A 13,054-nucleotide genomic window follows, 5' to 3' on the forward strand; every position below is an offset into this window, starting at 1 on the left:
GGGCATGCCGGAGCGTCCCGGCGAGGGGGATGCGTGGGTTCACGGCGGAGCGGTACGAGGCTCAGGAGGCGCTCGTCGCGGCGGTGGGGCGGGGCCGACGGCGCGGTGGCAGCTGCCTGACGCTCAGTCAGGACTTACGCACAACTGGCAATGCACACAGCTGAATTGACGTTCCGGTCACGCTGATGGGCAGCAGTCCATACGGACTCCCTCGTTCAGGGTCGGGGGCGGGTCGCCGAGGTGCGCACCACGAGGGTGGGCGGGATGACGATGTGGTGCGTCTCGTCGGCCATCTGCAGCCCCGCGTCGGGGTCTCCGACGATCTCGATCAGCAGCCGCAGGGCGCGTCGGCCGAGTTCGTCGAAGTCCTGGCGGACGCTGGTCAGGGACGGGCCGAAGTACTCGGTCTCCGGCATGTCGTCGAAACCCACCACGCTGATGTCCTCGGGCACCCGCAGCCCGGCCTGCTGCAGGGCCCGCAGCAGGCCGAGTGCCATGTGGTCGTTGGCGCAGAACACCGCCGTGACATCGGGGTCGGTGGCGACGCGCCGGCCGAGCTCGTATCCGGTGCGGGCCGTCCAGTCGACACCCGCGAGCGGCTCGGGCACCGCGGCACCCCGCTTTTCCAGGGTGCCGCGCCAACCGGCCTCGCGTTCCTGCGCGTCGAGCCAGGAACGCGGTCCGACCAGGTGGTGCACCGTGCGATGGCCGAGGTCCAGCAGGTAGTTGGTGGCGAGTTCGGCACCCGCCTCGTTGTCCACCGCCACCGAGGCCAGCGCGGCGTGGGTCCCGCAGCCCACCGCGACCAGGGGCACGTCCGAGGGGACGTTCGCCAGCGCGGCGATCGCGGAGGTCTGGGGCGCGATCACGATGATTCCTTCGACGCCCTGGTCGCGCAGCCGGTCCACGGCGTCCAGTACGGACCGCCGGTCGAGTGTGCCGACGGCGGCCACGGTGACGAAGTACTCGTGCTGTCGGGCCGCCTGCTCGATGCCGTAGAGCATGCAGGCGGGGCCGTACAGGGTGGTGTTGAAGCTGATCACACCCAGGGTGCGGGTGCGGCGGGTCGCCAGGGTGCGGGCGGCGGCGTTGGGTCGGTAGCCGAGCTCGCGCACCGCGGCCAGGACCCGGTCGCGGGTGGCGGCCCGTACGTTCGGGTGGTCGTGGAGGACCCGCGAGACGGTCTGGTGCGACACGCCCGCCAGCCGGGCCACGTCCGCCATCACCGGTGCGCGTTCCGTGTCCATGCTCCACCTCCTCACTGGCTGTCGTGGGAATTGTTAACGCACACAATCCGGAGGGGTCAAGGCATGAGAAGGCGCTGTCGTCGAATGCTCCGACAGCGTTGCCATGTGCGGGGAATCCACGATGAACTGCGGCTTTCCCCCGATGCGATCCGCCGCTGCGCCACCAACGCCCGGCAGGGGAAGCAGAGTTCAAAGCTTTTGTTTCCACTCTCTTGACTGTTCAGGAGAGTTGACCGGCTATTCATCCCAGCGTAGAAAGACGGAGTCGCGAGACCGGGCGATCACCCCATCCGCCCGTGCACAGAGCCGCACGTGACCCGCCTGAGCCGCACCCCACACCCCCCGCTCCCCCGACGCTTCCGGATGAGCGACGGCGTCTGACGTGCTCGCTTGTTAACGCTCACAATCCGCTCGTCCGCAGACAGCGGACCTCCCCCGCCCCTGCACCCGCCGCGGGGCCGGCACGCACGACGGAAGAGGTTCACAGTGACAGTCAGACACCTGAGAGGTCTCCGGCTCAGGGTGGTGGGCGCGGTCCTCGCCCTCCTCGCCGGCATCCTGGCCGCGGCCATCGGTACCGCGGGCACGGCCCAGGCCGCCTCGTCCCTCCCCTGTGACGTCTACGCCTCCGCCGGCACGCCCTGTGTCGCCGCGCACAGCACCACGCGGGCGCTGTCCGCCTCGTACAGCGGCGCGCTCTACCAGGTCAAGCGTCTGTCCGACAACACCACCACGAACATCGGGACGCTCACCGCCGGCGGCTACGCCAACGCGGCGGCCCAGGACTCCTTCTGCTCCGGCACGGAGTGCGTCATCACCGAGATCTTCGACCAGAGCGGCGAGGGCAACAACCTCACCGTCGAGGGCCCGGGCGGCAACGGCGGGCAGGACGTCGGCGCCATCGCGAACGCCCTGCCCGTCACGGCGGGCGGCCACAAGGTGTACGGGGTCTCCGTGCAGGCCGGCGTCGGCTACCGCGACAACAGCACCACCGGGATCGCCACCGGCAGCCAGCCGGAGGGCACCTACATGGTCACCAGCGGCCACCACGTCGACGGCAACTGCTGCTTCGACTACGGCAACGCCGAGACCAGCGGCAAGGACACCGGCAACGGCCACATGGACGCCGTCAACTTCGGCACGGAGTGCTGGTTCACGCCCTGCTCCGGCTCCGGCCCGTGGGTCATGGCGGACCTGGAGAACGGCCTCTTCGCCGGCGGAAACGGCACCGACAGCAACAACACCGGCAACTCCAGCACGTTCGTCACGGCGCTGGAGAAGAACAACGGCACGACCACGTACGCCATCAAGGACGGCAACGCCCAGTCCGGCACCTTGAAGACCGACTACAACGGCAGCCTGCCGACCACCACCGGCTACATGCCGATGCACAAGGAGGGCGCCATCGTCCTCGGCACCGGCGGCGACGACAGCAACTGGTCCGACGGCTCGTTCTTCGAGGGCGTCATGACCTCCGGCTACCCGACCGACGCGGCCGACAACGCGGTGCAGGCCAACATCGTCTCGGTCGGCTACACCCAGGCCGCCCAGACCTTCCCGGTCACCGGCACCGCCTACCGGCTGACCAACCCCAACAGCGGCAAGGTGCTGGACGCCGTCAACTGCGGCACCGCCAACGGCACCGCCGTCGACCTGTGGTCCTCCCTCGGCAACACCTGCCAGCAGTGGAAGTTCGCGAGCGCCGGCAACGGCCACTACACCATCACCAACGTCAACAGCGGCACGGTGCTGGACGACAAGAACTGCGGCATCAGCAACGGCACGGCGGCGCAGTTGTGGGCGTCACTGGGCAACACCTGCCAGCAGTGGGACGTCACCCCGGCCGGCAGCCACTACACGATCACCAACGTCAACAGCGGCATGACCCTCGACGTGGCGAACTGCGGCACCGCCAACGGCACGTCCGTGCGCCAGTGGGCGCAGCTGGACAACGTCTGCCAGCAGTGGGACATCGCGCCCTGACCTCAACGACCGCTCACCGACGGCCCGTCGGTCCTCCCGGCCGACGGGCCGCGTCCCCCGCCTGATCATCTCCGTCCTCCCCACAGTTCTCCCGGCCGATTCGTCTCACAAAGGAACCCCACATGCCTTCGGAAGCCGGACTGCCCCGCAGAACCGTTCTGACCGCCCTCGGCGCCGCCTCCCTGGCCGGCACCCTCGCCGCCGCCGCTCCCGCCCGGGCCGCCGAGGGCTCCGCCCCGTCGGCGGACGCCACCGTCACGGACCTGCCCACCGCGGCCGCACACTGGACCTTCGACGAGGGCTCCGGCACCTCCGCCGCCGACACGTCCGGCAACGCGCACACCGTGACCCTCCAGGGCGCGGCCGGCTGGGACACCGGCAAGGTCGGCGCCCACAGCCTGAACCTCACGGCGGGCGGCAACGCCACCGCGTCCGGGCCCGTCCTCGACACCTCCAAGGCGTTCACGGTGGCCGCCTGGGTCAACCTCGGCCGGCTGGGCGGCTACCAGACCGCCGTCAGCATCGACGGCAAGGTCGTCAGCGCCTTCTACCTGGGGCTGCGCGACGACACCGGCACGTTCGCCTTCGCCCGGCTCGACTCCGACGCCGATCAGGGTGCCGCCGTGGCGGCCGCCGCCTCGGCTCCCGCCACCGGCACCTGGACCCACCTCGTCGGCGTCAGCGACCCCTCGGCCGGCGTCACCCGCCTCTACGTGAACGGCGTGCTGGAGGGCCAGGCCGACTACACCTCCGGCTGGGCCGGCACCGGCGACACCGCCGTCGGCCGGGCGCTCTACAGCGGCGGCCACGTCGACCAGTGGCACGGTCTGATCGACGACGTACGGCTGTTCCCGACCGCCCTCACCTCCGACCAGGTCGCCGCGCTGGCGGGGGTGCCGGTGGAGAGCACGACACCGCTGCTGAGTGTGGACGTCGGCAACCCGGCGCACGCCGTCTCCCCCATCCTGCCCGGCCTGATGTTCGAGGACATCAACCACTCCGGCGAGGGCGGCATCTACGCCGAACTCGTGCAGAACCGCTCGATGATGGCCAGCGACACCTCCCCCGTGCACTGGTCCGCGGTGGGCGGGACGACTCTCGCGCTGGACACCTCCACCCCGCTCAACGACGTCCTCACGCGGTCCCTCAAGGTCGTCCTGCCGACCACCACCGGAGCGGGCAACCGGGCCGGCGTGGCCAACGACGGCTTCTGGGGCATACCCGTGCGGCCCCGGACCACCTACACCGCCCGGCTGTTCGCCAAGGCGACCCGACGCCTCGGCCCGCTCAGGGTGGCCATCGAGTCCGCGGACGGCTCGACCGTGTACGCCTCAGCGCGTCTTGCCCATGTGGGCACCGCGTTCCGGGACCGCCCCTTCGAGCTGACCCTGCGCACCCCTTCGGGCGTTCCCGTGGTCGGTGACGCGCGGCTGACCGTGACCACCGACGACGTGTCCGCCGCGGGCGAGACGCTCTGGCTTCAGCACGTCTCCCTCTTCCCGCCCACCTACAACAACCGCCCGAACGGTCTGCGTGTCGACCTGATGGAGAAACTGGTCGCCCTCAAGCCGAAGTTCCTGCGCTTCCCCGGCGGGAACTTCCTCGAGGGCAACACCATCGCGACGCGGTTCAACTGGAAGAACACCATCGGCCCGGTCTGGGAGCGCCCCGGCCACATGGACGACGCCTGGGGCTACTGGTCCACCGACGGTCTCGGACTGCTCGAATACCTCGAGTGGGTCGAGGACCTGCGTGCCCAGCCGGTGCTCGCCGTCTTCGCCGGCTACTCGCTCCGGGGCGAACACGTCACCGGCGACGCCCTCAAGCCGTACATCCAGGACGCCCTCGACGAGATCGAGTACGTCACCGGTCCCGTCACCAGCACCTGGGGCGCCAAGCGGGCCGCCGACGGTCACCCGAAACCGTTCCCGCTGGAGTTCGTGGAGATCGGCAACGAGGACTGGTTCGACTCCTCGGGGTCCTACGACGAGCGGTTCGCCGCCTTCCACGACGCGATCAAGGCCAAGTACCCCCGCCTGAAGCTGATCGCCTCGACAACAGTGACAAGCCGCACCCCGGACCTGATCGACGAGCACTACTACCTCGCGCCGTCCGCCGCCCAGGCCTCCACTCACAAGTACGACAACCGGGACCGCGGGTCGACGAAGGTGTTCGTCGGCGAGTGGGCCGCCCAGGAAGGCCGCCCCACCCCCGACCTCAACGCGGCGCTCGGCGACGCCGCCTGGCTGGCCGGACTGATCCGCAACTCCGACCAGGTCCTCATGGAGTGCTACGCGCCTCTCTTCTCCAACGTCAACAACAACGTCTGGGCGACCAACCTGATCGCCTACGACAACCTGACCAGCTACGCCTCACCCAGCTACTGGGCGCAGCACATGCTGACGAGCCGGCTCGGCGACACCGTCCTGCCGGCCACGGCGCGTGCGCTGCCTGCCGTCGCCACGGTCGCCACCCGCGCCGGGAAGCGGCTCTACCTCGCGATCGTCAACTCCGGCACGCAGAAGGCGAGCGTCCCCATAGAGCTGCGGGGGCTGGCCAAGGGAGTAAAGAGGACCGCGACGGCCACCGTGCTGAGCGGAGCGTCACGCACCACCACCAACACCCTGACCGACCCCCATGCCCTCGTGCCCACCACGAGCACGGTCACGGGCGCGGCAGCGGCCTTCACCAGTACGTTGCCGCCTTTGTCCGTCACGGTCCTGGAGCTCACGCTGACTTGACGGAAGGGAGTGTCCCCCAACCTGTCGCGGCGCGCGCGCCGCTCTGCTTGTACTCAAGGAATAGGGACTCCTATTGCTTGACTCAAGTAACCTATGTATGCTTGCCTGACGCAAGCAACCCTTTGTCGGACGGGACCCGCGTCCGTCGTCCGACCGGGGCCGCCTAAGCGGAGGCGACCCCGCGTGCCGTGCACCGCCCCCGAAATCGGTGCACGGCGCGGCGCCGGGCCCGGCGCCGGACTCCCCCCGTCCGGTGCCGGGTCCAGGGCTCCGCCTCCGCCCACTGCTCGGTTGTCCAGCCGCCCTCCCCCGGCCGAGCGACGCTCCGGCCACGTCCGGACGCGCCGGACTCGAGAGTGATGAAGGACAGGACACCGATGAAGACCTCCGTACGGGCCCTGCTGGCCGGGCTGCTCGCCTTCGGGGCGCTGGGCACCACGCTCGGCGTCACCCACCACGGTGACAGCCCCGGCCAGGCCCCGCCCAAGGGACCGTACGTCGCCCTGGGCGACTCCTACACCGCGGGTCCTGGAATCCCGGACCAGCACGGCGGCCCGGCCGGCTGCGACCGCTCGGACCGCAACTACCCCTCGCTGGTGGCCCGCCGACTGGGCCTCGACGCGACCGACTTCCGCGACGTCAGCTGCAGCGGCGCCACCATCGGCGCCCTCACCCTGGCCCAGGGCACCGACGACGGGGCCAACCCGGCGCAGCTGGACGCCCTTTCCAGCCGCACACGTCTGGTGACCCTCGGCATCGGCGGCAACGACATCGGATTCAGTTCGATGATCAAGCAGTGTGTGGAGCGCGGAGTCGTCTTCTACGCGCTCGGCGGCACCCAAGCCTCGGACGGCGCCCCCTGCCGCGAACGCTATGGGGCCGGCGGCACCGACGAGACGGAGGAGAAGATCCGCGCGGCGGGCGAGCGGCTCACCGGCGCACTGAGCGAGATCCGGCGCCGGGCCCCGCGGGCCCGGGTGTACGTCGTCGGATATCCGGCGATCCTGCCGGCCGAAGGATCGAACTGCGGGCGGACGATGGGGCTGGCGCCCGGAGACGTCGGCTATCTGCATGCCGAGAACCGGCAGCTGAACGCGATGCTGCGGGCGCGCGCCGAAGCGGCGGGGGTCGGCTATGTCGACACGTACACGCCCTCCGTGGGGCACGACGCCTGCTCGGCCCGTGACACCCGCTGGATCGAGCCGCTCGTCCCGCTCGCCCCGGCCGCCGCCGTCCACCCCAACGAGCGCGGGGAACGGGGCATGGCCGACGCAACACTGTCGGCCTTCGGCGTCACGGGGTGAACGGGCTGGATTTCAGGAACGGGACGAGATCGGGGCCAGCCACAGGCCCACGAGCGCGTCGGCGAGGCCGCTGGCGGCATCGTCCCAGTTGGCGCGGGGCGTGGCCCGGTTCTCGGCGATCGCGCGCTCCCGCTCGGCAGGCATGTGCACGATGAGATGACGGGCCATCTCGGCGCGCTCGGCCCGTACTTCGGGGGGCAGTTCGGGCAGGCAGCGGGTCAGCCCGTCGATGATCTGGCGCAGGGTCGGGGAGGCGAGGGACTCCTCGACGAGGATCTCGTGCAGTGCGGGATCGGTGACGACCTGCGCGCAGAACCGTGCGTACCAGGTCGGTCCGCCCAGCGCGCCGAGGTGCTCGGGGACGGGACGCACCAGGCAGTCCACCCAGTCGCGTACGTCCGTGGAGTCGCCGATGCCGGCCAGCAGCCGGGCGCGGATCTCCTCGATGCGGGTGGCGTGCTTGCGGACGATCGCGCGGACCAGGTCGGCCTTGGTGCCGAAGTGGTAGCCCACGGCCGTGTTGTTGCCCTGGCCGGCGGCCTCGCTGACCTGACGGTTGGAGACCGCGTTGACGCCGCGCTCGGCGAACAGCCGTTCCGCCGCGGTCAGGATCAGCTCACGGGTCGCGCTGACCTGTTCCGCCCGTGCCGTCCTGCTCGCCATGCTCACCACCGCACCGGGACTTCGCTCAGCCCTCCGACGGCCAGCCCCTCGAGCCGTCGCAGGTCCGCCGTCGGTGCGGCGAGTTCCAGCGACGGAAGCCTACGCAACGGCACATGGACGGGCGGTCGGGGCTGCTGTCGAGCCGAATCTCTCCGGGCCCGTCGAAGACGGTTTCGTCCCGGTCGGCGGCGGCGGTGTTGCACAGCGCCGTCGTACCGGACGGCAGGGCGTCGAAGCGCAGCGCCTACTCGACCACGAGCGGCGCGAGGGAGGGGTCGGCGAGCAGCAGGGCCACCATCTTGCCGTTGACGTTAGTGGTGGGCTCGTGCCCGGCGATCAGCAAGGTCTGGCCGGTGAGCGGTGAAGTTGAGCATGGCGTCGGACCAGTACGCGAACCGGTCGTGGTCGACGCGGGGACACCGAGGAGATCGCAGATCACCGACACGGGCAGCGGGAAGGCCAGGTGCGCCCGCAGGTCCGCCGGGTGACCGTGGGAGACCATGTCGTCGACGAACTGCTCGGGCCGCAGCAGCCCCGCACCACCGGCCCACGGTCCGCCGCCACCGCGCTTGCTCGCTGCCGTGCGCCGGGATGGCCGTCGCCATGTCGCTGCCGAAGACGCCGCCCACGTGCCCGTCGGCCAGGCGCGCGGCGCCGTCCGCGCGCAGCACATTGCCGAACCAGGTGTCGGACAGCAGCCGGCGGACCTTCTCGTGGCGGGTGAGCAGCGTCGCCTCGTCCCCGCTGGGCAGGCGTACGCGGGCGAGGGGGCACCGCCACCCCAGCGCGGCCCACTCGCCGGGGGCCTCCAGCGCCGTATCGCCGTGGAAGGGATACCACGGGAGCAGATCGCCCTCACGCGGGTGCGTACGCCCTCCTGAGATCCGGCTGTCCCGGCGCGATCAGGCAGACCGAGCCCTTACAGTAAGTCAGTCGCCTGCCTTAAAACTGGCGAGCTGTTCGCCTGTCCCGTTGTGCCTGGAGGCTATTTCATGTCCGACGCCCTTCCCAGACCCGCGAACGCGGCCGATCCGGCCGCTCCCCGGTCGGGCGCCGTGGTCGCGGTGCTGGCCTTCGCCGGCATCGTCGTCTCGCTGATGCAGACGCTGGTCATCCCTATCGTCCCGGAGCTGCCCAAACTGCTGGACGCGCCCGCGTCGGACACCGCCTGGGCCGTGACCGCCACGCTGCTGGCCGCCGCGGTGGCGACTCCGGTGGTGGGCCGGCTCGGCGACATGTTCGGCAAGCGGCGGATGCTGCTGGTCAGCGTGGTACTGCTGGTGACCGGGTCCATCCTGTGCGCGCTCAGCGACTCGCTCGTACCGATGATCGTCGGCCGGGCGGTGCAGGGTCTGGCATCGGCCGTGGTGCCGCTCGGCATCAGCATCATGCGGGACGAGCTGCCGACCGAGCGGCTGGCGGGTGCCACGGCGCTGATGAGCGCCTCGCTCGGGGTCGGCGGCGCGCTGGGCCTGCCGACGGCGGCCCTGATCGCGGACCACTTCGACTGGCACGTGCTGTTCTGGAGCTCGGCCGGCATGGGCGCGGTGGCCCTGGTCCTGGTTCTGCTGTTCGTGCCCGAGTCCAAGGTGCGGTCGGGTGGCCGCTTCGACGTCGTCGGCGGCCTCGGCATGGCCGCGGGGCTGGTCTCCCTGCTGCTCGCCATCTCCAAGGGCGCCGACTGGGGCTGGACCAGCGCCACGACCCTCGGCCTGTTCGCGGCGGCCGTCGTGGTGCTGCTCGCCTGGGGCTTGTTCGAACTGCGCACCACCGAGCCGCTGGTGGACCTGCGCACCACCGCCCGCCGTCAGGTGCTGGTGACCAACCTCGCCTCCATCGCGATCGGCTTCTCGATGTTCGCGATGTCCCTGGTCCTGCCCCAACTGCTGCAGCTGCCCACCCAGACCGGCTTCGGCCTCGGCAAGTCACTGCTGACCGCCGGCCTGGTGATGGCGCCGTCCGGTCTGGTGATGATGGCCTTCGCGCCGGTCTCGGCCGCCGTCTCCAAGGCCAAGGGACCGAAGGTGACCTTGATGATCGGCGCGCTCATCGTGGCCGCCGGGTACGGACTGAACATCGTGCTGATGTCACAGGTCTGGCACCTGGTGCTGGTGTCCTGCGTGATCGGCGCCGGCATCGGCTTCACGTACGGCGCCATGCCCGCCCTGATCATGGGCGCGGTGGACCCCTCCGAGACCGCCGCCGCCAACAGCCTCAACACGCTGATGCGGTCGATCGGTACGTCCTGCGCCAGCGCCGTCGCCGGCGTCATCCTGTCCCAGATGACGATCAGTCTGGGCGGTTACGCGCTGCCCTCGGAGAACGGCTTCAAGTCCGTCATGGCCCTCGGCGCGGGTGCCGCCCTGCTCGCCTTCGCCGTCGCGTCGTTCATCCCGCGCCGACACCCCGTCACGACGACCGCGCCGGCGCCGGCCGCCGAATCGTCGGCCGACGCGTCCTCGGTCAGCTGACCCCAGCCGCCTGAGGGCCGCCCACCGACGTCCCTCAGACCGGTCTTCTCCTCGTTCGCAGCAGGCTCACACCCGCGCCGAGCGCGACGGCGCCCAGGCCGACGCAGGTCAAGACGCCCTGGGTGCCGTCGACCACGAAAGGGGCCACCACGGCGACCGCCAGGTTGAACACGAACAGAAACCAGAGCACGGGCCGCGAGACCAGCGGGGAGTTCATCGGTTTTCCTTCCAGGACGGTGACGGTCGGACCAGAACGGTGACGGTGGGAACGCCGTCAACACTGCCGTCCGCGGTCCACTCCCCGCGATGGAGCGCACTCCCGGACCCGGGGTGTAGCCCGCTGCACCATCGCGACGCCGAACCCGCCTTCCTGCCCAGGGAGGAGAGCGGCCGACCTCGTACTGCGTTCTCAGTAGCGGCGATTGTCGGCAGCCGCACGACGACGTGGCGAGCCCGCTCGGGGAGTCTGAGGTATCCGTGTGCCCGGGCTGTTGACCTCCCCCTCCCCCAGAGGGTCTCCCGTCGTTTCCGGCGGGCATCGCCCACCATGACGTGAGGACCACGACCGGAGAGAACCGATGAGCATCCCCTGGCAGCGCTACGACGACGAGCACGTCCGCGTCGTCGACACCATGGCGGCGGCGCTGCTGTTCGCCGCGTTCCTCTTCGGCAGTGAGATCCAGGTGCCCGGCACCCACCATTCCGACCGTGTCATGCCCACCCTCGCGCTGGCGGCCGTCTCCTGCGGGGCCCTGTTCTGGCACCGCCGCCACCCCCGCACCGTCGTCACGGTCACCGCGCTGGGGGCCGCCGGAGCGGGCGCCCTGGGTCATCTCCTCACACCGCTGATGCTGGGACCGGTCATGCTGGCCCTGTTCCGGCTGGCCGTCAGCACCGATCGCCGCACCACCCGGACGTTCTTCCTCGCCACGCTCGTGGTCGTGGTCGTCCCCGCCTTCGCCGTCGACCCCAACGACAACCCCTGGCCCCTGAAGACCCTGGGCCCTGCCGCCTGGCTGCTCCTTCCGGTCGCCACCGGCAGCACGGTGCGGATGAAGGGCGCGTATCTGCAGGCCGTGCAGGCGCGCGCCGAGTACGCCGAACGCGGCCGCGAGGAGGAGGCACGGCACCGGGTGGCCGAGGAGCGCATGCGCATCGCCCGTGAGCTGCACGACGTCGTCGCCCACCATCTGGCCCTGGCCAACGCCCAGGCGGGTACGGCGGCCCATCTGGCGCGCACCCATCCCGAACAGGTGCAGAGGATACTCACCGACCTCGCCGGTACGACGTCGTCGGCACTGCGCGAGATGAAGGCCACCGTCGGCCTGCTGCGCCAGAAGGACGACCCCGACGCTCCTCTCGCCCCGACGCCGGGACTGGGCCAACTCGGCGAACTGACGGACGCGTTGCAGTCCACCGGCCTGACCGTGCAGGTGAGCACGGAAGGCGTACCCCGGCCGCTCACGCCCGGCGTGGACCTCACCGCGTACCGCATCGTGCAGGAGGCGCTGACCAACGTCACCAAGCATGCCGCCGCCCGGGCCGCGTACGTCCGGCTGTACTACGGCGACGACCACATGACCATCACCGTCACCGACGACGGCACCGCCACCGCCTCGGCCGCATCCGCGCTCGGGCGGGGCAGCGGTTTCGGGCTGATCGGCATGCGCGAGCGCGCCCACTCCGTCGGCGGCGCCCTGCAGGCCGGGCACCGCCTGGAGGGCGGCTTCGAGGTCACCACCCGACTGCCTCTGTACCCGGCAACGCCGTGAGGCGGTATCACGATGACACGACAGAAACGGACCCGATGACCATCCGCGTGCTGCTCGCCGACGACCAGGCCCTGCTGCGGGCAACCTTCCGCATTTTGATCGACTCCTGCGAGGACATGGAGGTGGTCGCCGAGGCCGCCGACGGCCGTGATGCGGTGGCGCTCGCGCGCGAACACCGTCCCGGTCTCGTGCTGATGGACATCCGCATGCCCGGCACCGACGGGCTGGCCGCTACGTCCGCGATCTGCGCCGACCCCGACCTGGCGGACACGCGCGTGCTGATCCTGACCACCTTCGAGATCGACGAGTACGTCGCCCAGGCACTGCGGGCCGGCGCGAGCGGCTTCCTCGGCAAGGACGTGACCGCCGACGCGCTCCTGGACGGCATCCGGACCGTGGCCCGCGGCGAGTCCCTGCTCTCGCCGCTCGCCACGCGGGCGCTGATCACCCGTTTCCTGACCACCCCGGCCCGCGGCCACCGGCTCCCCGGCTCCGAGGACCTGACCGGCCTGACCGCCCGTGAACGGGAGGTCATGGCGTGGGTGGCCGAGGGCCACTCCAACGAGGAGATCGCCGAGAAGCTGTACGTCAGCCCGCTGACCGTACGCACGCACGTGCACAGGGCGATGACGAAACTGGGCGCCCGCGACCGCGCCCAACTGGTCGTCATGGCCTACCAGTCGGGTCTGGTGCAGGCTCCGCAGGGCGGGGAGCGGTAGGTCACAGGCGGGGCGGACGTCGATGGGGGTCGTGTGCGGACTCCGCAGCCGCTAACGGCAGTCCCGGCGGGGCAGGTGCCGATCGCGGTCGTGTGCGGGCTCCGCAGGGTGGCTGGCGGTGGCCCCGGCTGGGGGCTGCTGATCGGGGGTGGGG

General features: G+C 70.8%; 10 protein-coding genes. 6 read left to right on the top strand and 4 right to left on the bottom strand.

From position 1 onward, the window contains the following. Window positions 1–215: 215 nt before the first annotated feature. Window positions 216–1,247, bottom strand: coding sequence for a LacI family DNA-binding transcriptional regulator (locus GRC12_RS33350; RefSeq protein ID WP_244374169.1), 1,032 nt, complete (start codon window positions 1,245–1,247; stop codon window positions 216–218). A 486-nt stretch (window positions 1,248–1,733) separates the two neighbouring features. Between GRC12_RS33350 and GRC12_RS33355 the strand changes: the two genes are divergently transcribed. The 3 genes from GRC12_RS33355 to GRC12_RS33365 all read left to right on the top strand — a co-directional run bounded on the left by GRC12_RS33355 (window position 1,734) and on the right by GRC12_RS33365 (window position 7,275). Then, entirely contained in the window at window positions 1,734–3,230 is a 1,497-nt protein-coding gene (locus GRC12_RS33355) for an arabinofuranosidase catalytic domain-containing protein (protein WP_368861573.1), read from the top strand. Between the two features lie 122 nt (window positions 3,231–3,352). After that, complete coding sequence (locus GRC12_RS33360) at window positions 3,353–5,971, top strand: LamG-like jellyroll fold domain-containing protein (protein WP_208783439.1); 2,619 nt, start codon at window positions 3,353–3,355, stop codon at window positions 5,969–5,971. A gap of 377 nt (window positions 5,972–6,348) precedes the next feature. Continuing rightward, window positions 6,349–7,275, top strand: coding sequence for an SGNH/GDSL hydrolase family protein (locus tag GRC12_RS33365; protein ID WP_208783440.1), 927 nt, complete (start codon window positions 6,349–6,351; stop codon window positions 7,273–7,275). A 12-nt stretch (window positions 7,276–7,287) separates the two neighbouring features. Here GRC12_RS33365 and GRC12_RS33370 read toward each other — a convergent pair whose 3' ends face one another. Beyond that, window positions 7,288–7,938 (bottom strand): TetR/AcrR family transcriptional regulator, encoded by a 651-nt coding sequence (locus GRC12_RS33370; protein WP_208783441.1) that lies wholly within the window; start codon window positions 7,936–7,938, stop codon window positions 7,288–7,290. Between the two features lie 244 nt (window positions 7,939–8,182). Then, complete coding sequence (locus tag GRC12_RS45935) at window positions 8,183–8,440, bottom strand: hypothetical protein (protein WP_244374170.1); 258 nt, start codon at window positions 8,438–8,440, stop codon at window positions 8,183–8,185. Window positions 8,441–8,930: 490 nt separating this feature from the next. Here GRC12_RS45935 and GRC12_RS33380 point away from each other — a divergent pair, with 490 nt between their 5' ends. Beyond that, window positions 8,931–10,409, top strand: coding sequence for an MFS transporter (locus tag GRC12_RS33380; RefSeq protein WP_208783442.1), 1,479 nt, complete (start codon window positions 8,931–8,933; stop codon window positions 10,407–10,409). Between the two features lie 34 nt (window positions 10,410–10,443). On the opposite strand, the gene GRC12_RS33385 is transcribed toward GRC12_RS33380, so the two are convergent. After that, window positions 10,444–10,626 carry a hypothetical protein gene (locus GRC12_RS33385; RefSeq protein WP_208783444.1) on the bottom strand — a complete coding sequence of 61 codons (183 nt, stop codon included), beginning with the start codon at window positions 10,624–10,626 and terminating at the stop codon, window positions 10,444–10,446. Window positions 10,627–10,987: 361 nt separating this feature from the next. Between GRC12_RS33385 and GRC12_RS33390 the strand changes: the two genes are divergently transcribed. After that, on the top strand, window positions 10,988–12,181 hold the full coding sequence (locus tag GRC12_RS33390; RefSeq protein ID WP_208783446.1) for a sensor histidine kinase: 1,194 nt from the start codon (window positions 10,988–10,990) through the stop codon (window positions 12,179–12,181). Between the two features lie 35 nt (window positions 12,182–12,216). Then, window positions 12,217–12,900 (top strand): response regulator, encoded by a 684-nt coding sequence (locus GRC12_RS33395; protein ID WP_208783448.1) that lies wholly within the window; start codon window positions 12,217–12,219, stop codon window positions 12,898–12,900. Window positions 12,901–13,054: the final 154 nt, after the last annotated feature.

This window comes from Streptomyces griseorubiginosus (genome assembly GCF_017614965.1).
Classification (GTDB): domain Bacteria; phylum Actinomycetota; class Actinomycetes; order Streptomycetales; family Streptomycetaceae; genus Streptomyces; species Streptomyces griseorubiginosus_B.

Coding starts and splice junctions, on each gene's coding strand:
- GRC12_RS33370 (WP_208783441.1), bottom strand. CDS start 7,938: ATGGCGAGCAGGACGGCACGGGCGGAACAGGTCAGCGCGACCCGTGAG.
- GRC12_RS33365 (WP_208783440.1), top strand. CDS start 6,349: ATGAAGACCTCCGTACGGGCCCTGCTGGCCGGGCTGCTCGCCTTCGGG.
- GRC12_RS45935 (WP_244374170.1), bottom strand. CDS start 8,440: ATGGTCTCCCACGGTCACCCGGCGGACCTGCGGGCGCACCTGGCCTTC.
- GRC12_RS33385 (WP_208783444.1), bottom strand. CDS start 10,626: ATGAACTCCCCGCTGGTCTCGCGGCCCGTGCTCTGGTTTCTGTTCGTG.
- GRC12_RS33395 (WP_208783448.1), top strand. CDS start 12,217: ATGACCATCCGCGTGCTGCTCGCCGACGACCAGGCCCTGCTGCGGGCA.
- GRC12_RS33350 (WP_244374169.1), bottom strand. CDS start 1,247: ATGGACACGGAACGCGCACCGGTGATGGCGGACGTGGCCCGGCTGGCG.
- GRC12_RS33380 (WP_208783442.1), top strand. CDS start 8,931: ATGTCCGACGCCCTTCCCAGACCCGCGAACGCGGCCGATCCGGCCGCT.
- GRC12_RS33360 (WP_208783439.1), top strand. CDS start 3,353: ATGCCTTCGGAAGCCGGACTGCCCCGCAGAACCGTTCTGACCGCCCTC.
- GRC12_RS33390 (WP_208783446.1), top strand. CDS start 10,988: ATGAGCATCCCCTGGCAGCGCTACGACGACGAGCACGTCCGCGTCGTC.